The following is an 18,753-nucleotide window of genomic DNA, read 5'->3' as shown; positions in this document are numbered from 1 at the left end:
GGCGTACTCATTTGACCGTGTTGCCCCACAGCTCGGAGTCGTCCACGTTCTCCTTGGTGACCAGGGGCGCGGGCAACTGGTCCTCCAGGATGCCGCTGGGCAGCTTCACGATGGTGGAGTCGTGGTCGGTCGGCCCCGGCTTGAACTTCTTCCCGCTCATCGCGGCCTTGATGTAGTACATCCCGTACTTGGCGTACGCGTCGGCCGGCTGCGAGACGGTGGCGTCGATCTGGCCCTTGCGGATGGCGTCGAACTCCTGCGGGATGCCGTCGTTCGAGATGACGGTGATGTGCCCCTCCTCGCCCGCCTTCTTCAGCATCTTCTTGGACTTGAGGGTCTGCAGGGTGGGGGCGAGATAGACGCCGCCCGCCTGCATGTAGATCCCCTTGATGTCGGGGTTGGAGTTGAGCAGGGTGTCCAGTTTCGACGCGGCCGTGTCGGACTCCCACTTGGCGGGGATCTCCAGGACCTTGAGCTTGGGGAACTTCTTCTTCACGCAGGTGCGGAACGCCTCGGAGCGCTCACGGCCGTTGACGGAGGCGAGGTCTCCCATGATCTGGACGACCTTGCCGGTCTTGACCTGCTTGCCGAGGTACTCGCACGCCTTCTCGCCGTACGCGACGTTGTTGGCCCGCACGACCATCGCGACCTTGCCCTTCTCGGGGGCGACGTCGACGGCGACCACGGGTACGCCCTTGCGCTCGGCCTGGTCGAGGCCGGCGGAGATGGCCGCGCTGTCGAGCGGCGCGACGACGAGCCCCTTGACCCCCTGGTTGAGCTGGTTGTTGATGTCGGTGATCTGCTGCGAGGGGTCGCTGTTGGAGTTGACCGTCTTGAGCGCGTCGACGTCCTCGGTCTTCGCCATCTTCGGTACGTAGTCGTTGTACGACTGCCAGAACGGCGAGGTCAGCAGGGGCAGGATCACTCCGACCTTGCCCTCACCGCCGCCCTCACCGCCCGCGGGCGCCGCGCTGTCCTTCGTACTGCCGCATGCCGTGAGCACGAGGGACGCGCAGGCCGCGGCGGCGGCGGTCCGCACCGCACGCGAAGTCCCCGCCCCGCTGGTCCTGTTGCGCACTGTTCTGCCGGCCATCTGACAGCTCCTCATCGAGCGTGGATCGGGAGTCCTAGCGACTGATGGGCGAATATTTATCAGACCACTTGGCGCTCACAACACCCCTCGACGCCAAGTTTTCCTGCTTTCAGGCCGTAGTGGTCCGACCACATCTCTGATTAGACTTCGGCGCACTCGGCTAGTGGAGGAGCGTCACGTGGACCAGACCGCCCCGCAGAAGGGCACCGTGACCGGGCGGGCCATCGAGCAGATCAAGGCGATGATCGGCGAGGGCCGCCTGGAGCCCGGCGCACGGCTGCCGACGGAGCGGGAGTTGGCGACGCAGCTGGGAATCTCGCGCAGTTCCATGCGGGAGGCGATCCGGGCGCTCACGGTGATGGGGGTCCTGGAGGCCCGGCACGGCTCGGGCATCTATGTCACCCAGCTGGAGGCCGGGGACCTCCTGGAAACCTTCGGCGTCGTGGCGGACCTGTCACGCGGCCCACGCCTCGTGGAACTCCTGGAGGTACGCAGGGTCCTCGAATCCACGGCGACGGCGCTGGCGGCGGCGCGCATCTCGCCCGATCAACTGGCCGACGTGGAGAAGCACTTGGAGGCGATGAACGCCACGGAGGACCCGGAGGAGATCCTCTCCCACGACCTCGCGTTCCACCGCACGATCGCCTTCGCGGCGGGCAACGACACGATGGCGGCCATCCTGGAGGGCCTGTCGTCCCGCACGTTCCGCGCACGGGTCTGGCGGGGCTACCAGGAGGAGGGCGCCTTCGAACGAACCCGCCGCGAACACGCCAGGATCCACCGGGCGCTGGTGGCCCGGGACCCGGAGGCGGCGAGGGCCGCGGCGGCGGCGCATGTGGGAGAGGTGGAGGAGTGGATGCGGGCGCAGGTGGACGGGTAGGGGTCTACCCGGCACGGGCGAGGCGGTGCGCCGTGGGGCGGGGCGCGCCTCCGCCCCGGTCCTAGCCGATGAGGGTCTTCTTCGGGCGGACCACGCAGAACTCGTTTCCCTCCGGGTCGGCGAGGACCGTCCACGACTCCTCACCGCTCTGCCCGACCTCGGCCCTGCGGGCGCCGAGTGCGAGGAGGCGCTCGATCTCGGCGTCGCGGTCCTCCGCGGCGGACGTCAGGTCGAGATGCAGGCGGTTCTTGACGACCTTGCGATCCGTCACCGGCATGAAGCAGATGCCCACCGGCGCGTTCTCGGCAGAGCCGATCACGACCTCCCGCTCGCGCTCGGACAGTATCCGCCAGCCCAGTGCCTCCGCCCAGAAACGGGCCAGGGAGGGCAGATCGTGGGCGTCGATGACGATGTGGTGCAGTGCGAGGGGCATGTCGGCCAGTGTGCCTCTCGGATGCCCGGCGTGCGACGACTCGGGCGTCGGACGAGCTGGGACCACCAGCCCGTCCGACGCCCGGGTGTCAGCGTCCGTTCAGTCAGACATCACGCCCGCGTGAATCGCAGCGTCACCAGCTCGAACGGCCGCAGCGCCAGGGCGACTTCCTCGCCCGAGCGCACCGGGGCCGGCGCGTCGGTGAGGGGGCGCTCGAGGAGGTCCGTCACCTCCACGGAACCGACCGGGAAGCCCGGCGTCAGCGTCGCCTTCGCCCGCCCGCCCCGCGACTCGTGGAAGCGGACGACCACGTCACCGCTGCCGTCGTCGGCGAGCTTGACCGCCGTGACGACCACGGCGTCATTGTCGAGGGTCACCAGCGGGGCCACCTCCGCGCCGCCCGGGACCTGCCGTTCGGGCAGGTTGATCCGGTAGCCCTCCCGCACCGCGTCGCCGATCGCGGCGCCGGGGACCAGCGCGTGCCGGAAGCGGTGCACACCCTGGTCCGTCTCGGGGTCGGGGAAGCGCGGGGCACGCAGGAGCGAGGCGCGGACCGTCGTGGTCGTGCCGGAGTCCGAGGCGCGTACCGTGCGGGTCACGTCATGCCCGTACGTAGAGTCGGTGACCAGGGCGACACCCCAGCCCGGCTCCTCCACCTGCACGAAGCGGTGGTTGCACGCCTCGAACTTGGCGGCCTCCCAGCTCGTGTTGGTGTGCGTGGCCCGGTAGAAGTGGCCGAACTGCGTCTCCGAGGCGTACCGCTCCGCGTGGATGTCCAGCGGGAACGCCAGCTTCAGGAACTTCTCCGTCTCGTGCCAGTCGACCTCCGTGTCGATGTCCAGGCGCATGGAGCCGGGCGACAGGGACAGCGTCTGCGTGAGCCGCGAGTCACCGAAGGTCCGCGTGACACGCACCGAGACGCCGTCCTCGCCGGTCTCCACCCGGTCCGCGTCCGTGAGGTCGGTGACCGTGTTCCGGTAGAACTCGTCGACGTCCCACGCGTCCCACATGTTCGGGAAGTCGGCGTGGATCTGCGGCAGGTTCGCCGCCTGGCCGGGCGCGATGGTCTCCCGGTCCGCCACGATGTCGTACGCCGAGACGATCAGACCGCGCGCGTCGATCTCGACCCGCAGCAGGCCGTTGTCGAGGACGTAGCCGCCATCGGCACGGGAGGCAATCGCCGCCTGGCCGTCGATCGCGGCGGGCCGCGCGCCGCCCGCCGGGACGCCGTCGCGGGTGTGCGGGGTGGAGTTGAAGACGAGGGTGGTGTCCGTGCCGTCGCTCTGTCCGGCGAGTGCCCGCTGAGCCGCGTCGATGATGCCGTTCAGCTCCTCGGCGACCTTCGCGTACGTCGCGCGCGCCTCCCTGTGCACCCAGGCGATGGACGAGCCGGGCAGGATGTCGTGGAACTGGTGGAGCAGCACCGTCTTCCAGATGCGGTCCAACTCCTCGTAGGGGTACGAGAATTCTGGTACCCGCACGGCTGCCGTGGCCGCCCACAGCTCGGCCTCCCTCAGCAGGTGCTCGCTGCGGCGGTTGCCCTGCTTGGTGCCCGCCTGGCTGGTGAGCGTGGCGCGGTGGAGCTCCAGGTACAGTTCGCCGACCCAGACGGGAGCGTTCGGGTACTCCGCCTCGGCCTTCTCGAAGAACGCGGCGGGGGTCTCCCACTCGACGGTCGCCGAACCCTCCAGGTCTCGCAGGCGTCCCGCCTTCGCGATCATCTCGCGGGTGGTGCCGCCGCCGCCGTCACCCCAGCCCGTCGGGGCGAGGGAGCGCCGGGCGACTCCCTTGTCCTTGAAGTTCTTCGCCGCGTGGGCGATCTCGCTGCCCTTCATCGAGCAGTTGTAGGTGTCGACGGGCGGGAAGTGCGTGAAGATGCGGGTGCCGTCGATGCCTTCCCAGTTGAAGGTGTGGTGCGGGAAGCGGTTGGTCTGCGACCAGGAGATCTTCTGGGTGAGGAGCCACTTGGAGCCCGCCGCCTTGATGATCTGCGGAAGACCGGCGGCGAAGCCGAAGGTGTCCGGCAGCCACGCCTCGTCGTTCTCGATGCCGAACTCGTCCAGGAAGAACCGCTTCCCGTGCACGAACTGACGGGCCATCGCCTCCGACCCGGGCATGTTCGTGTCCGACTCGACCCACATGCCGCCCGCGGGCACGAACCGCCCGTCGGCGACCGCCTTCTTGACCTTCGCCCACACCTCGGGCCGGTGCTCCTTGACCCACGCCCACTGCTGGGCCTGCGACATGGCGAAGACGAAGTCGGGCTCGTCCTCGATGAGCGCGGTCATGTTGGACGTCGTACGCGCGACCTTGCGCACCGTCTCGCGCAGCGGCCACAGCCAGGCGGAGTCGATGTGCGCGTGGCCGACGGCGCTGATGCGGTGGGCCGAGGGCTCGGCGGGGGTGGTGAGGACGCCTTCGAGCTCGGCACGGGCCGCGGGCGCCGACCCGTTCACGTCCTGGAGGTCGACGGCGTCCAGACAGCGGCCGATGGCGCGCACGATCGCGTAACGGCGCCCGGAGTCCTCGGGCAGCTCCTGCATGAGCTCGCCGAGCACTTCGAGGTCGATGACGAGCTGCCACACGGTCTCGTCGAAGACGGCGAGGTCCATGCGGGCGAGCTTGTACTGGGGCTCGCTGCCGGCCGTCTCCTTGTCGCCGAGCTGGGTGGGCAGGAAGGGGTGGTAGTCGAGGATGACGGGGTTGGAGGCGGCCTCGATGTGCAGGTGGACGTCTTCGCCGCCGGTGGCCGGAGCGGCGATCCGCACCCACTGGTTGCGGGGGTTGAGGCCCTTCACCGGGGTGCCGTCGGGGCGGTAGACCAGGCCCTCGCACTGGAAGCCGGGCATGTTCTCGTCGAAGCCGAGGTCGAGGATGGCCTCGACGGTCTTCCCCGCCCATTCCCGCGGGACGGTGCCGGTCACCTGGAACCAGCTGGTGGACCAGGGGGCGCCCCAGGGGGCGCCGACCGCGGTCGGCTCGGGGGTGGCGGCGAGGCCTTCCGCCACGGGGACGGGTTCACCGGGGGCGTTCCACACCGCGACGTCCAGGGGTACGGACTCGGGGTAGACGGCGGGGCGGATGCGCTCGTCCAGGACGCGCTTGAGGCGGGCTTCTATGAGGGTGCGGTCGTCGTGCATGGTGCTCTCCGTTTGTGTGGTGGGTGCGGGTGGGGTGGACGGGGTCTGATTTCCCCAACCCCGCCCCTTCCCGAAAACCCGCTCTGGCGCGGGGGCCTTGCGCACCGTTGATCACCGGCTTCGCCGAGTTCGTCCTCAAGCGCCGGACAGGCTGGAAGTTCAGCCCGGCCGGCGTTCGAGGCCGTCTTGTACGGGGTCTGGGGCGGAGCCGCAAATGTCACAGTCGGGAAGGGGCGGGGTCGGGGAGAGATCTTGGGCCTAGCCGACCTCCCCTGGCCGCACGACCTCACTGATGCCCCGCGCAGCCAAATGCGCCGAGTCACCGACCCTGCCGGCCAGAACAGTGGTGGGCCGGACCCCGTCCGCGACGAGGCCCATGAACGCCTCGAACACCGCTCCCCCGGGGCCACACGCGGACCGCCGCGAGGTGGAGTCATCGACCACCACCGCGGTCGAGCGGACCGCGGGCGCGTACTCCCGCCCCCGCCACTCCCCGGCGATCCGGGCCAGCACCTCTCCCCCAGGTTTGACCTGCCCCTCATTCGTCAACAGGCCCAGGCTGTACTCAAGTTCGGGGAAGTCCGACAGCGAGCGCGACACATCGTGCGAGCACCACCACGTCACCCCCCACAGATCCGCGCAGTCCAGCGCCGCCTCCACCGTAGCCTCGGTGAAGGCGGCCGCGTGCTCGGCGGGGACGAGGGGAGCGGGCGCGCCCACCTCCTGCAGCCAGACCGGGCGGCGCGCATCGTCCGCCCACGCCTTGGACAGTTCGATCATGTACGCCGCGTGCTGCGCGGTGGCGACGCCCTCGCGCCCGTACCGCTGGGCCGTGCCGTTGAACACCCAGGAGTGCACGGCGGTCGCGCCGCCGAGGCGTGCGGCCTGGGCGGGGGTGAAGGGCTGGTCGTCCTGGTACCAGGCGGCGTCGTACTCGGCGTGCAGATGCAGCTTGCCGGGCGCGCCCTCCTCGCACGCGGCGAGGACCCGCCGCAGCCACTCCTGCGCCTGGTCCTGCGTGATGCGGTCCGGATCGGGATGCGGCCCCGCCGAGAACTGGTTGACCTCGTTGCCGATGGTCATGCCGATGAAGTTCGGCCGGTCGGCGAGGGCGGCGGCGAGCGTGCGCAGGTAGGCGACCTCTCCCTCCACCACATCGGGGTCGGTGAAGATGTTCCGCCGGTGCCACGTCTGCGTCCACGCGGGCAGGAAGTCGAAGCTCGACAGGTGCCCCTGCAGTCCGTCGACGTTGACGTCGAGCCCGCGCTCGGCCGCGGCGTCCGCGAGGGCGACGAGCTGCTCGACGGCGCGCGGTCGGATCAGGGTGCGGTTGGGCTGGAAGTACGGCCAGATCGGGAAGACCCGGATGTGGTCGAGGCCGAGCGCCGCGATCGCGTCGAGGTCGGCGCGCACGGCGTCGATGTCGAAGTCGAGCCAGTGGTGGAACCACCCCTGGCTCGGGGTGTAGTTCGCGCCGAAGCGCGGCGCGCCCGAAGGCACACGAGTCGTACGAGGCATGCGAGTCCTGGTTCTGGGGGTGCGGGGGGATGAGACAACTGCGGCTCAGCCCTTCACAGCGCCCTCGCCCACCCCGCGGAAGAAGTACCGCTGGAGACAGGCGAAGAGCACGATCAGCGGCAGCACGGCGATGACCGTGCCCGCGGCGACGAGCCGTTCGTCGTTGGCGAAGGTGCCGTGCAGATAGTTGAGGCCGATGGTCAGGGTGAACCGGTCCGGGTCGCTCAGCACGATCAGCGGCCACAGGAAGTCGTCCCAGGCGCCCATGAAGGCGAAGATCGCCACCACGGCGAGCGTCCCCTTGACCGCGGGCAGGGCGATCCGCAGGAACCGCTGCCAGACGTTCGCGCCGTCGACGTACGCGGCTTCCTCGATCTCGTACGGCAGGTTCAGGAAGGCGTTGCGCATCAGCAGGACGTTGAGCGCGGAGACGCAGCCGGGCAGCAGCACACCGATGAGGGTGTTGTTCAGGCCCAGCTCCCGCATCGTCGTGAACTGGGCGATGATGATGCCCTCCACGGGCACCAGCATGGCGAGGACGAAGACGATCGTGGCCGCGCGGCGGCCCCGGTAGCGCAGGCGGGCGAGCGCGTATCCGGCGAGGGTGGCGCCCACGCAGTTGGTCACCACGTTGGCGGCGGCCACCTTCAGGGAGTTGAGGGCGTAGTCCCAGACGGGGATGGTGTCGGCGACGCGTTCGTAGTTGTGGAAGGTCGGGCTGTCGGGCAGGAACGAGGGCGGGGAGCTGAAGATGTTCTCGTGCGGGCCCTTGAGGGAGGTGGAGAGCTGCCAGAGGAAGGGGCCGATCATCAGGGCCAGTACGGCGAGCAGGAGTCCGTAGCGCAGGATGATCTCCCACACGGGCATCCGGCGGCCGTTCTCGTCGGTGATCCGCCCGCGCCCGCGGGTCCCGCCCTTCCCGGACTTCTGGGCCTGTCCCTCCCTCTCCTTCGCTGCCTGGTCGGTCTTGCGCGTGTTCGTCGCGGTGCTCACGCGTCCTCCTTCCGGTCCGCGCGCAGCACGAGCAGCATCAGCGCGACGGTGACGACGAAGACGACGACCGAGATGGCCGACGCGTACCCGACGCGGCCGGTCAGGCCGGTGCCGACGCGCTGCACCAGCATCACGAGCGTGGTGTCCTCGCCTGCCGGACCGCCGTTGGGTCCGGCCATCAGGTAGACCTCGGAGAACACCTTGAAGGCGGCGACCGAGGACAGGGCGGCCACCAGCACCATGGTGGAGCGCACGGCGGGCACGGTGACGGTGAAGAAGCGGCGGACGGAGCCCGCGCCGTCCACCGAGGCGGCCTCGTGGAGTTCACGGGGCACGTTGGCGAGCGCCGCCAGGTAAATGATCATGTAGTAGCCGAGGCCCTTCCAGACCGTGACGGCCATGGCGCTCAGCAGGAGCAGCCACTGGTCGCTGAGGAAGCCGACCGAGCCGATCCCCACCGCTTCAAGGACCGCGTTGACCAGGCCCCGTTCATCCAGCATCCACACCCAGATCAGGCCCACCACGACGATGGACGCGACCACCGGCGTATAGAAGGCGGACCGGAAGAAGGTGATGCCGGGGATGTGTTTCTGGACGAGCATCGCGAGCAGCAGCGGCAGCACGACGAGCGCGGGGACGACCCCCACGATGTAGAGCGTCGAGTTGCGGAGCCCGATCCAGAACATGTCGTCGTGCAGCAGCTCCCGGAAGTTGTCCAGACCGACGTACTCCCCCGGGATCAGGGTGCGCTTGTCGGTGAAGGAGTTGATGAGCGTGCTGACGAACGGATAGAGGATGAAGACGCCGACGATCAACAGGCCGGGTGCGGCGAACAGCCACGGGCTGGACGGGAGTTGACGTCTGATGCGGCGACGGGGGCCGCGGCCGGCCGCGCCCCGGGGGACGGGGTCGGCCGCACGGGGCACGGTGGCGGCGCTGGAGCTTTTCATGGTGGTGGTCCGTGGTCCGTGTCGTCTTCTCAGCTCTGCTTCAGCAGCCGGTCACAGCTCTTGACAGCGTTGTCAAGCGCTTCCTTGGGACTCTGCTTGCCCTGCAGCGCCCTGGCGACGCTGTTGCGCAGCTCGATCTTCATCTGCTCGCTGAACAGCACGGGCGTGTAGTTCACCGCGGTCTTGATGGACTTGGCGGCGGCGACCCGCACCCGCGTGTCGTCGGTACCGTCCTGCTTGGTGAAGTAGGGGTCGTCGAGCGAACCCTGCGTGCTGGGGAAGATCGCCACCTTCTTGGCGAAGGACATCTGGCGCTGCGCGTCCGTCACGTAGTGGGCGAAGGCCACCGCGGCGGGCGTCTGCTTGGTGCGGGTGTTCACCATCACGCCCATCACGTACATGTTGTCCTTGCCGGTGTTGGTGATCTGCGGGGTGATCCCGATGTTCTTGTAGAGGCCCGGGGCCTCCTTCTTGAACTTTCCGAGGTCCAGGGCGCTTCCGGGGTTCATGGCGACGGCCTCGGTGAGGAACTTCTTCCCCGTGGACTCGGGCGTCGCGGTGAGTGCCTGCCGGTCCAGGGCCTTGGCGTCGTACAACTTCTTGTACTTGGTGAGGAGTTCGACGCCCTTGGGGCCGTTGAAGGTGAACTTGGTCCCGTCCTTGTCCATCAGCGGCACGCCGTAGCGCCCGAAGTCCTCGATGGTGGGGACGTTGGCGAGGGTGGCGGTCTTGCCCTTGGTCTTCTTCGACAACGTCAGTGCGTCGTCGAAGAGTTGGTCGAACGTCTTCGGCGGCTCGTCGGCGTCGAGCCCCGCTTCCTTGAAGATCCGCTTGTTGTAGAAGAGCGGCCCGGTGTTCAGGTACCAGGGGAAGGCGTACGTCCCTTCCGTGCCCGGTATCTGGTGGCTCTTCCACGCCCCCGGCAGGTACTCCTTCTCGTACTTCCCGGCGGCCTTGTCGAGGTCGAGCGCGAGACCGGCCTTGGCGAGCGGGGCCACCAGGTCGGGCGAGACGTTGACGACGTCGGGGAGGGTGCCGGCCGCGGCGTCGGCGCTGATCTTGTCGGCGTAGCCCTCGCCGGGCTGGTCGACCCAGTTCACCTTCGTGCCGGGGTACTTCTTCTCGAAGCCGTCGACGACGCCCTCGAAGTACGACTTGAAGTTGGCCTTCAGGTTCCAGGTCTGGAAGGTGATCTCGCCCTCGATCTTGCCGGACGCGTCGGTCGAGCCGCCGCCGTCGCCTCCGTCGCCACAGGCGCTCAGTGGCAGCAGCACGGCGAGGACGGCGGCAGCGGCGGCTGCCCTTCTGGGGATGCGGGGGTGGTGGGAGATGCGCACGGTGAAACGGCTCCTTTGCTCGGCCCAGCGTGAGGCAGACCTTGCATGGAACTCCGGCAAAAAGTCAATGGATTCGTTTAAAAATCCTGCGAATCCCGCCAACTATGCAGGTCAGGGCGGTTCGTTGAACTTCTTGCGGGGATCGACTAAAGCGCTTTAGAGTGTGCTGGCTCAAGCGCATTAGTATGCGCGCAACAAGAAAGGGGCAACACCGGTGCAAGGCAAGCGGTCCCCGGCACGCCGGCCGACCATGAAGGACATCGCGCGCCGTGCCGGAGTCTCCGAGAGCGCCGTGTCCTTCGCGCTCAACGACCGGCCCGGAGTCTCCGACGTCACCCGCGACCGGGTCCGCAGGGTCGCCGAGCAACTGGGCTGGCACCCGAGCACGGCGGCGCGCGCGCTGTCCGGTGAGGGATCGGCGACAGTGGGTCTCGTGGTGGCCAGGCCCGCCGGGACGCTGGGCGTCGACTCGTTCTTCCTGCAGCTGATCTCGGGCATCCAGGAAGTCCTGGCGGAGCGTCAACTGGGGCTGCTCTTCCAGGTGGTGGAGGACGTGACCGCCGAGTGTGCGGTCTACCAGCGGTGGTGGGCCGAGCGCCGGGTGGACGGCGTCCTCGTCGTGGACCCGCGCACGGAGGACCCGCGCCCGTCCCTCCTCGACGATCTCGGACTGCCCGCCGTGGTGACGGGCGGCGTCCCGGACCCTCAGGCGCACCACCCCGGCCTCTCCACCGTCTGGGCCGACGACGCGGGCGCGATGGCGTCGGTCGTGGACCATCTGCACGCTCTCGGCCACCGTCGCGTCGTGCACATCGCGGGGCTGCCCGGCCTCGCCCACACGGAGCGGCGGATCCGCACGCTGCGGGCCGAGGCCGAGCGTCGCGACCTCTCCGAGGTCCGCTCGGTGACCACCGATTACTCCGACGCGGAGGGCGCCGCGGTGACCCGGCGGGTGCTCTCGGCCGCGTCACCGCCGACAGCTCTCGTGTACGACAACGACGTGATGGCCGTCGCCGGGATCGCCGCGGCGGCCTCCCTCGGCTTCGCCGTGCCGAGGGACGTATCAGTGATCGCGTGGGAGGACTCGGCGCTGTGCCGGATGGTTCACCCGTGGCTCACGGCCCTGTCCCGCGACACGGTGTCCTTCGGGCGTACGGCGGCGCGCGAACTCCTGTCCCTCCTGGACGACGGCCCCGCGGCCACGGTCCAGGTGCCGCTGCCGACCCTCATCGAGCGGGAGAGCACGGGGCGGGTGACCGGGGGCTGAGCCGCGCCTTCCCCGTGATGCAGGTCTGTCGTACCCCGCCGGTACGGTTTCGGCATGGCGGACATGTTCGAGCTCTCGATTGCGATGGACCTGCGTGACGGCGTCTCCGAGGAGGAGATCGCCGAGCTCCGGTGGCATCTCGGCCTGGGACCGCGGCCCGTGGAGTTGACCATCGTGCGTGCGTTCCCGGTCGTGACGGAGAACGACGAGGGCGAACTCGTCATGGAGGACGACCCTGTGCCGCTCCTGGGGTGCCATGAAACGGCCTCGAAGGTGCACGGAGCGCTCACCTCCGTGCTGCTCCGGCGTGCGGAGGGCTGGGCACTCACCGCTCGGCAGGAGATCCACCCGGACGACTTCGGCCGCGTCGGCGAACTGCTCACCTGGCTGGCGTCCAAGGGAAGGGGCCATCACGAGCGCTTCGACGGTTCCGTTCGCGTCGGCTGGATCAGGTTCTACGAGGAGGAGCAGACCAGTCCCCTGGTGGTACGGGACGGCGAGGTCGTGTGGCCCTGAAGGTGCGCCGCAAGAGAGGGTCCCGGCGGTCAGTCCTTGTCGTACCAGGAGAACGCCGCGATCCTCCAGCCCTCCGGGGTGCGGACGAACTGGATGGTCTTCGTGCCGCCTCCCTCGAACGGGGCGCCGTCCAGAATCCCGGACTTGCTGTACGTGCCGAACCGCGAGGCGATGTCGCCGTCGATCTCCGTCCGTTCGGAGGTCTCCCACTCGGAGAACTCCACCAACCGGCCCTCGCTCAAGAGGCGTTGGCGGGGCTCGATGAACTCTTCCACCGTGTAGGCCGCGAACTTCGGTCCGGTGACGACGATCACGCCGCCCGGGAGCATCAGTCGGCGGATGCGTGCCACGTCAGCGGCCTTGCCGCCCACGTTGTCGAAGGCGCCGAAGAAGTCGGCGGTCACGGCGTCGATCTCAGTCTTGGACATGGCCGAGACCGTAACACCGCGCCGAACGGCGGGGATTCGGAGCCCCGGGAGCGGTTTTCGTGGCTCCCGGGGAAGGCCCCTACACCCGCGACCGGTACAGGCCGAACTCCGCGAGCCGCACCGCCCCGCGCGAACCCGTCACCCGAAGCCGCCACTCCCGCGCCCGCACCGGCGTGGCCAGCGTCAGGACCCTGCTGGCCCCCACGGTGTCCACCTCGGTCACGAGAGACCATCCGGAGCCGCCGGAGACCCGCGCCTCGATCACCGCGTGCTCCAGCTGCTGACCCCGCCGGATCTCCTCCCCCAGCCGGATCCGGTCGACCTCGCGCGCCTTGCCCAGGTCGACGGTGAGCGTCCCCCGGGCTGGCGCGGGGCACTCCCACGCCGTGTCCGGGTCGCCGTCGACCGCGTACGACGGGCGGCGGCCGTCGCCTCGGGCCCGCGCACCCCGCGCGAAGTCCTCGGGCAGCTCGCGCCCGATCCACTCGCGGAACTCCCGCAGCCGCGCCACGTCCGCCTCCGGGAGCAGGCCCCGCTTGTCCGGCGGAATGTTGAGGAGCAGCACGGAGTTGCGGCCCACCGAACGGAACCAGATGTCCGTCAACCGCTCGACGGACTTGGGCTGTTCCTCCTCGTGGAAGAACCAGCCAGGCCTGATCGAGACATCGCACTCCGCCGGCCACCACTGCACGTACTGGGCGACCGCGCGCGCGTCGGCGAGTGCCTCCCGGCTCCCTTGGTCGGGGGCGTCGTACTTCAGGGCGTAGTCGATGCTGCCGTTCCCCGAGTCCTTGACGGGGACGACGCTCCACTCGTTCTCGCGCGCGAGTCCGCCCTCGTTGCCGACCCAGCGGACATCGGGCCCGCGCACGGCGACCGTCGCGTTCGGCGCCAGGGAGCGGATGACCGCGTACCAGCTGTCCCAGTCGTACGTCTCGACCTTCTCCGGCGGGATGCGACCCTGCGCCCCGTCGAACCACACCTCGTCGATGGGCCCGTACTCGGTGAGCACCTCGTAGAGCTGGTTGAGCATGTGCGCGCCGTAGTCGGTCGCGTCGAGCGTGAACGACCGCGCGGCGGCGGCATCCGCTCGGTCATCGCCCTCGACCGGCGTGGGAATGGTGCGCCGCGAGCGTGTGCTGCCGTTGGCGTAGACGCCGTGCAGGTACTGGTTCTCGTCGGCGGGCGAGACGTAGACGCCCACCTTGATCCCGTTCCTGCGCAGCGAGTCGGCGAAGGAGCGCAGCACGTCACCCTTGCCGCCTCGCCAACTGCTGCTCACCACACCGTGCTTGGTGTAGCGGGAGGGGTAGAGCACGAAGCCGTCGTGGTGCTTGACCGTGAGGATCGCGAGCTTGAAACCGCCGTCGCGCAGCGCCCGTGCCCACTGGTCGGTGTCGAGGCCGGCCGGCTGGAAGACGTCGGGGTCCTCGTCGCCCGTGCCCCATTCGAGGCCGGTGAAGGTGTTGGCCCCGAAGTGCAGGAAGGCGGTCTGTTCAAGGCGTTGCCAGGCGATCTGCCGTTCGGTGGGGCGGACTCGGGAGGCTTTGGCCACGACCTCCTCCGGGGAGTCCTCGAGGCTGATCGGGATGCGGTAGGGCGGTTCGGGAGCGGCGGCAGCCGTCCCGATGGAGCCGGGTGCCGCGAGCGCGAGGGAACTGCTCGACGCGGCGACCGCTGTGGTGACGGCGGCGGTCACGAAGAGACGTCTGCTGACAGTCATGGGTGTGCGGGTCTCCCTGTCGGTGCGCGGATCTCGGGCCTGGCGGGTGGGGTCAGTGCGCGGCGGTCAACGTCCATGTCGCCGGGGTCCGTTGGTCCGCCGGGTACTGCTGGAGCCGCCCGTCGTCGGTGACGTACACGGACATCTGGGTGATCGCGTTCGTCAGCCGGAGGCCGTCCGATGCCTTCGTCAGCTGCCAGCGCTGCAAGGTGTTCGCCGTGTCGCAGTTCTCCCGCGTGACCGGACTTCCCGGCTGCAGCGGCACGTTGAGCGTGAGTTTCCCGCTGCGCGTCTCCAGGCAGGTGCCGTCCGCCGTGGACTTCAGCGTGACGTAGCCGTCGGCGGTGCGCTTGATCTCGTACGCGGCAGGTTCCGCGTGGCCCCTGGTGTCCCGAAGGGTGTACGTTCCGTCCGCCACCGGCGCCCTCGCCAGGTCCCGCCAACCGGGTGCGTGACCGACGGTCTTGGCGCGCGCGGTGAAATCGGCGTACGTCGGGTCCGGGTGCGCGAAGCCCCACGTGACCTGGGCGACGTGGCTGAGCGGCATCGCCATGGAGGCCGCGACCTCGTTCTCCGTCTCGCCCCGGCCGTTGTCCGGCCACAGGCTGATCTTCGCCCCGGTGATGCCGTCGCGCGACGCGAGCTGCTCACCCTCGAAGCTGCGTGGGTCCCACGCCTTGTCGTAGAGCGTCTTGGTGTCGGTGTGGAAGCCGCCGCGGACCAGATAGAGGGAGTAGGCGGCATTCTGCAACGGGTGGCCCTGGGCGATGAGTTGACTCGGCTTGGTCTTCACGTCGAGCCAGTGCTCCACGCTCGTCCCCGCCGCGACCGGCACCGTGTTCGCTCCGGTCAGGCCGTCGTTCCAGATGCGCAGCTGCTTGCCCTCGCCCTTCGCGTACGCGTGCACGCGGTTCACGAAGTCGACGAAGGCGTCCTGCGGGGTCGCGTTCTCGCCGTACTTCTTCTTCGCGTATTCGAGGATGTGGGGGTACTTGGCGAAGTCGGAGCCGAGCATGTACTCGTCGGCGCCCATGTGCCACGACTTCGCGGGGAACACCTCGGCGTACTCGTCGATGAGGCTCGTGTAGTACGCGAAGGCCTCGTCCTTGGTGATGTCCAGACGCGACGGCTGCGGCTTTCCGTCGGAGTCGGTGAGCTGGAGATCGGTGCGCTTCTCCAGCCAAGGGTCCATGTGGCCGGGCGAGTTGATCTCCGGGACGATCGTGACGTGGTACTTCCCGCCGAGGGCGACGAGGCGGCGTATCTCGCTCTTGGTGTAGTAGCCCCAGCTGTTGGCCTCGGGGTGCTTCTCGCTCTTCACCTTGAGTTCGAGGAGCAGCTGGTTCTGCTTGTTGTACGCCATGTCGCGTACGAGGTTCTCCAGCCAGGGCGTGGAGATGTGGATGTAGCAGGCGCAGACTCCCACGCCGCGCTCCTTGTACTGGGGCACGTCGACCGTACGACCGGCCGGTACGCGGTCGCTCTGGGCCAGGAGCTGGAGGAGGGTGCGCGTGCCGTAGAAGGCGCCGGTCCCGGTCGCGCCGGTGATCTCCAGGCGTTTGCCCACGCGGAGTTCGTACCCTTCGGCTCCGAGCGGCCCCCGCGCGGGAGCGACGTCGATCACGATGTCGCCGTCGCGCGGGGCGCCGCCGGTGACCGGCACCCGGCCCTCGCCCGCGGCGCGCAGATCGTCGGCGAGGGTGCGGGCGACTTCGCGGGCCGCCTGCCCGCGCGCGACGAGCCGGGTGCCGGGTCCGTAGGTGTAACTCCCCTTCCCCGGCGTCCAGTCGGTCAAGGCGGGCACGGTGCGGGGTGGGGCCGCGGCGGGCCCCGGCGTCCCGGCGGCCTGGGCCACCGGGACCGGCGCCGCGAGCAGCAGCAGGGCCACTGCGGCGCCTCTCAGCCCGCGGAGCCGCGCACGGGGCGCGAACATCATGCGCATGTCAGTCATGACATCCGATGATTCAAGCGGGCCCCTGAGAGTGTCAAGGCATTGGCCACGGCAGGGACTTGGACATTTGCACTGTCCTGCCCTGACCCATCGGATGAATCCCGACCGGATCCGAGTGTGTCCGCCTGCATCCGACTGACTCCGACTGACCTCGGCTTACTGACAGCCGGGTCTCAGCCCGGCCAGGCGCCCGTCAGCCGACGCGTCGCGACAGCGCCACCGCGGTCGACAGCGGCCTTGACCACGGCGAAGATCGCCCCCTGCAACGTGGCCGCGAGCAGGATCTCGCCCCAGCCGCGGTCCTCGTCGGTGGCGTCGGGGGCGTCCTCGTCGCGGCCGACCATCTTCCACGCCTGTTTGAAGAGCCCGCCCGCGGCCACACCGGCGAGCGCGCCGAGCGCCATCCCGACCGGCTTGTACGCGATCTTCGAGGCCTTCACATCGCGCTCCCGTGCTTCCGCTTGCGCCGCACCAGCACGTACGCGACCACCAGCGACGCGCCACCCGCGAGGAAGGCGGCACGGCGGCCCCGGACCTGCTCGGGGGCCTTGTCCTGCCACACCTCGCCGGCCTGCCCGGCCACGGCCTTCACCTGCTCGGTGGCGGCGACCGCCTTGCCCTTGACCTGATCGGGCACCTTGTCCTGCAGCACATGGGCGGCCTCGGAGGCCTTCACCCTGGCCTGCCCGGTCAGCTCCGCGGCCTTCGTGGCGGTCTGCCCCTTGATCTCGACCGCCTTCTCCTGCGCGCGGGCCTTGACGTCCGTCTTGGCCGCCAGTGCCTCGACCGTCTCTCCGAGGTCCTGGCGAGTCTGCTCGACCTTGGCGCGCAGGTCCCCGCGGTCGGCGGTGTGCTTGTCGTCGGGCTGGTTCATCGGTGTGCACTCTCCTTGATCTCTGCGACATCGGCCTTCACGCCGTCGATCGCCTGCTCGGGGATCGGCGGGGCGGCCCGGCCGACTTCCTTCTTGCCGGTCAGTGCCAGTACCGCGGCGATCAGACCGAGGACGGCGGTGACGATCAGCCCCGCGGCCCACACCGGAAGTGGCACCGCGAGCGCCGCGATCGCGGTGGCGACAAGCGCCTGCAGGGTCAGGAAGCCGACGAGGCCGGCTCCACCGAACAATCCGCTGCCCTTGCCGTAGCGCTTGGTCTTCTCCTTCATCTCCGCCTGCGCCAGGCGCATCTCGCCGCGCACCAGCTCCGTCAGCTGCTGCGAGGCGCGCTGCACGAGATCGCCCACCGGCTCGTTGTGGGAGGCGGTCTGTCCGGCACTGTCACGGCCGGTGGTGTGCGGGCCTGTCTGGGCCATCGTCATCAACCTCCAGTCTGCTCGGCGGCCGAGTACCCCGCTCTGCGGCATCGGCACATGGTCGTGCGCCACGGTCATGGCGGGCTGTGTCACTCGTCCATGCGGCGACGGTCCTGCTCGTCCCACGCACGGGTGTCGCGGGGCGGTACGTAGGGCTCCTCCTCGGGGGGAAGCCCACCGGCGATGGCACGCTGACGAGACATCTCCGCGTCGAATTGCAGGCCGAGCAGGATCGCGATGTTGCTGATCCACAGCCACACCAGGAAAATGATCACTCCGGCCAGAGCGCCGTAAGTCTTGTTGTAGGAACTGAAGTTGCTCACGTAGAAGGCGAATCCGGCCGAGGCGATCAACCAGATCACCAAGGCGAGCACGCTTCCGGGGGTGATCCACTTGAAACCCCGGCCCTTCACGTTCGGCGTTGCCCAGAACAGCAGCGCGATCATGACGGTCACCAGGACGACCAGGACCGGCCACTTGGCGATCGACCACACGGTCAGCCCGGCGTCACCGACCCCCAGGGCCGAGCCCGCGGTACGGGCGAGGCCGCCCGTGAACACCACGATCAGCGCGCTGGCGACCGCCAAAATCAGCAGCACCACCGTCACGCCCACCCTGACCGGCAGCACCTTCCACACCGGCCGCCCCTCCGGCATGTCGTAGACGGCGTTGGCAGTACGGATGAACGCTCCCACGTACCCGGAGGACGCCCAGACCGCCAGCACCAGGCCGAGCACCGCCATCAGGGAACCGACACCACCCTGGCCCTCCAACTGCCGCACGGCGTCGCTGATGATGTCCCTCGCCGCTCCCGGCGCCAGCTTCTCGACGTTCTTCAGCAGCTTGTCGATGGCCGACTTCCCCACGACACCGAGGAGGGAGACCAGCACGAGGAGCATCGGAAAGAGTGACAGCACCCCGTAGTAGGTCAGCGCTGCCGCCCGGTCGGTCAGCTCGTCGTCCTTGAACTCCCGGACCACCCCCTTGATCACTGCCCGCCAGGAGCGCTTCGACAAATGCGTCGGTTCGTCCGGCGCGGTGTCCACGCCGCGGCCGTCATTCGATGTCCCGTCCATGCTCCCCGGTTAACCCGCAACCGCCGGGCCATGCGGACAACTCGCGACGCGGGCCGGACAGCACCGGAGCGGACAGGACCGGGCACCGGAACGCCGCGGGGCCCCCGGCGGGGGGGGGGGGGGGGCGGGGCGCGGGG

General features: G+C 69.3%; 17 protein-coding genes. 3 read left to right on the top strand and 14 right to left on the bottom strand.

Translation table 11 applies throughout. The features are described from left to right. Window positions 1–7: 7 nt before the first annotated feature. Window positions 8–1,093, bottom strand: coding sequence for a sugar ABC transporter substrate-binding protein (locus AB0I94_RS19535; protein ID WP_363310820.1), 1,086 nt, complete (start codon window positions 1,091–1,093; stop codon window positions 8–10). Window positions 1,094–1,271: 178 nt separating this feature from the next. Here AB0I94_RS19535 and AB0I94_RS19530 point away from each other — a divergent pair, with 178 nt between their 5' ends. After that, a complete protein-coding gene (locus AB0I94_RS19530; RefSeq protein WP_363310819.1) occupies window positions 1,272–1,973 on the top strand; it encodes a FadR/GntR family transcriptional regulator in 702 nt (233 codons plus the stop codon). Between the two features lie 61 nt (window positions 1,974–2,034). On the opposite strand, the gene AB0I94_RS19525 is transcribed toward AB0I94_RS19530, so the two are convergent. The 6 genes from AB0I94_RS19525 to AB0I94_RS19500 all read right to left on the bottom strand — a co-directional run bounded on the left by AB0I94_RS19525 (window position 2,035) and on the right by AB0I94_RS19500 (window position 10,320). After that, complete coding sequence (locus AB0I94_RS19525; protein WP_363310818.1) at window positions 2,035–2,406, bottom strand: VOC family protein; 372 nt, start codon at window positions 2,404–2,406, stop codon at window positions 2,035–2,037. A gap of 110 nt (window positions 2,407–2,516) precedes the next feature. Continuing rightward, entirely contained in the window at window positions 2,517–5,546 is a 3,030-nt protein-coding gene (locus tag AB0I94_RS19520; protein WP_363310817.1) for a glycoside hydrolase family 38 C-terminal domain-containing protein, read from the bottom strand. Window positions 5,547–5,804: 258 nt separating this feature from the next. Beyond that, window positions 5,805–7,064 carry a glycosyl hydrolase gene (locus tag AB0I94_RS19515; RefSeq protein WP_363310816.1) on the bottom strand — a complete coding sequence of 420 codons (1,260 nt, stop codon included), beginning with the start codon at window positions 7,062–7,064 and terminating at the stop codon, window positions 5,805–5,807. A 45-nt stretch (window positions 7,065–7,109) separates the two neighbouring features. Next, window positions 7,110–7,955, bottom strand: coding sequence for a carbohydrate ABC transporter permease (locus tag AB0I94_RS19510; RefSeq protein ID WP_363311020.1), 846 nt, complete (start codon window positions 7,953–7,955; stop codon window positions 7,110–7,112). A 98-nt stretch (window positions 7,956–8,053) separates the two neighbouring features. Then, window positions 8,054–9,007, bottom strand: coding sequence for a sugar ABC transporter permease (locus tag AB0I94_RS19505; RefSeq protein ID WP_363310815.1), 954 nt, complete (start codon window positions 9,005–9,007; stop codon window positions 8,054–8,056). Between the two features lie 29 nt (window positions 9,008–9,036). Next, complete coding sequence (locus AB0I94_RS19500; protein WP_363311019.1) at window positions 9,037–10,320, bottom strand: extracellular solute-binding protein; 1,284 nt, start codon at window positions 10,318–10,320, stop codon at window positions 9,037–9,039. Window positions 10,321–10,594: 274 nt separating this feature from the next. Here AB0I94_RS19500 and AB0I94_RS19495 point away from each other — a divergent pair, with 274 nt between their 5' ends. Together AB0I94_RS19495 and AB0I94_RS19490 are read left to right on the top strand one after the other, a co-directional pair. Then, the gene (locus tag AB0I94_RS19495; protein ID WP_363310813.1) at window positions 10,595–11,611 is read left to right on the top strand and encodes a LacI family DNA-binding transcriptional regulator; all 1,017 of its coding nucleotides are present in this window, start codon (window positions 10,595–10,597) and stop codon (window positions 11,609–11,611) included. Between the two features lie 54 nt (window positions 11,612–11,665). Next, a complete protein-coding gene (locus tag AB0I94_RS19490; RefSeq protein ID WP_363310811.1) occupies window positions 11,666–12,127 on the top strand; it encodes a hypothetical protein in 462 nt (153 codons plus the stop codon). Window positions 12,128–12,156: 29 nt separating this feature from the next. Here AB0I94_RS19490 and AB0I94_RS19485 read toward each other — a convergent pair whose 3' ends face one another. The 7 genes from AB0I94_RS19485 to AB0I94_RS19455 form a co-directional block, all read right to left on the bottom strand. Further along, window positions 12,157–12,555 carry a DUF4440 domain-containing protein gene (locus tag AB0I94_RS19485; RefSeq protein ID WP_363310809.1) on the bottom strand — a complete coding sequence of 133 codons (399 nt, stop codon included), beginning with the start codon at window positions 12,553–12,555 and terminating at the stop codon, window positions 12,157–12,159. A 79-nt stretch (window positions 12,556–12,634) separates the two neighbouring features. Then, window positions 12,635–14,278 carry an alpha-L-fucosidase gene (locus AB0I94_RS19480; protein WP_363310808.1) on the bottom strand — a complete coding sequence of 548 codons (1,644 nt, stop codon included), beginning with the start codon at window positions 14,276–14,278 and terminating at the stop codon, window positions 12,635–12,637. 52 nt (window positions 14,279–14,330) lie between these two features. Next, entirely contained in the window at window positions 14,331–16,220 is a 1,890-nt protein-coding gene (locus AB0I94_RS19475; RefSeq protein ID WP_363311018.1) for a family 20 glycosylhydrolase, read from the bottom strand. Between the two features lie 182 nt (window positions 16,221–16,402). Then, window positions 16,403–16,669, bottom strand: a complete 267-nt coding sequence (locus AB0I94_RS19470) for a DUF4235 domain-containing protein (RefSeq protein WP_363310807.1) — start codon at window positions 16,667–16,669, stop codon at window positions 16,403–16,405. Continuing rightward, window positions 16,666–17,103 carry a DUF3618 domain-containing protein gene (locus AB0I94_RS19465; protein ID WP_363310806.1) on the bottom strand — a complete coding sequence of 146 codons (438 nt, stop codon included), beginning with the start codon at window positions 17,101–17,103 and terminating at the stop codon, window positions 16,666–16,668. Before AB0I94_RS19465 ends, AB0I94_RS19470 begins: the two co-directional genes overlap by 4 nt. Further along, complete coding sequence (locus tag AB0I94_RS19460; protein ID WP_363311017.1) at window positions 17,100–17,540, bottom strand: phage holin family protein; 441 nt, start codon at window positions 17,538–17,540, stop codon at window positions 17,100–17,102. Before AB0I94_RS19460 ends, AB0I94_RS19465 begins: the two co-directional genes overlap by 4 nt. A gap of 89 nt (window positions 17,541–17,629) precedes the next feature. Further along, window positions 17,630–18,616: a YihY/virulence factor BrkB family protein gene (locus AB0I94_RS19455; protein WP_363310804.1), complete on the bottom strand. Its 987-nt coding sequence runs from the start codon at window positions 18,614–18,616 to the stop codon at window positions 17,630–17,632. Between the last annotated feature and the right edge of the window lie 137 nt (window positions 18,617–18,753).

It is taken from the genome of Streptomyces sp. NPDC050147, from assembly GCF_040660195.1.
In the GTDB taxonomy this organism is placed as follows: domain Bacteria; phylum Actinomycetota; class Actinomycetes; order Streptomycetales; family Streptomycetaceae; genus Streptomyces.
The sequence above is the reverse complement of the archived record's forward strand: the minus strand, read 5'-3'. Positions and strand labels throughout refer to the sequence as shown.

Bases quoted from the DNA above. Each gene is read 5' to 3' on its own strand.
- AB0I94_RS19535 (WP_363310820.1), bottom strand. From the start codon at position 1,093: ATGGCCGGCAGAACAGTGCGCAACAGGACCAGCGGGGCGGGGACTTCG.
- AB0I94_RS19525 (WP_363310818.1), bottom strand. From the start codon at position 2,406: ATGCCCCTCGCACTGCACCACATCGTCATCGACGCCCACGATCTGCCC.
- AB0I94_RS19520 (WP_363310817.1), bottom strand. From the start codon at position 5,546: ATGCACGACGACCGCACCCTCATAGAAGCCCGCCTCAAGCGCGTCCTG.
- AB0I94_RS19515 (WP_363310816.1), bottom strand. From the start codon at position 7,064: ATGCCTCGTACGACTCGTGTGCCTTCGGGCGCGCCGCGCTTCGGCGCG.
- AB0I94_RS19505 (WP_363310815.1), bottom strand. From the start codon at position 9,007: ATGAAAAGCTCCAGCGCCGCCACCGTGCCCCGTGCGGCCGACCCCGTC.
- AB0I94_RS19495 (WP_363310813.1), top strand. From the start codon at position 10,595: ATGAAGGACATCGCGCGCCGTGCCGGAGTCTCCGAGAGCGCCGTGTCC.
- AB0I94_RS19490 (WP_363310811.1), top strand. From the start codon at position 11,666: ATGGCGGACATGTTCGAGCTCTCGATTGCGATGGACCTGCGTGACGGC.
- AB0I94_RS19485 (WP_363310809.1), bottom strand. From the start codon at position 12,555: ATGTCCAAGACTGAGATCGACGCCGTGACCGCCGACTTCTTCGGCGCC.
- AB0I94_RS19480 (WP_363310808.1), bottom strand. From the start codon at position 14,278: ATGACTGTCAGCAGACGTCTCTTCGTGACCGCCGCCGTCACCACAGCG.
- AB0I94_RS19475 (WP_363311018.1), bottom strand. From the start codon at position 16,220: ATGCGCATGATGTTCGCGCCCCGTGCGCGGCTCCGCGGGCTGAGAGGC.
- AB0I94_RS19465 (WP_363310806.1), bottom strand. From the start codon at position 17,103: ATGAACCAGCCCGACGACAAGCACACCGCCGACCGCGGGGACCTGCGC.
- AB0I94_RS19460 (WP_363311017.1), bottom strand. From the start codon at position 17,540: ATGGCCCAGACAGGCCCGCACACCACCGGCCGTGACAGTGCCGGACAG.
- AB0I94_RS19455 (WP_363310804.1), bottom strand. From the start codon at position 18,616: ATGGACGGGACATCGAATGACGGCCGCGGCGTGGACACCGCGCCGGAC.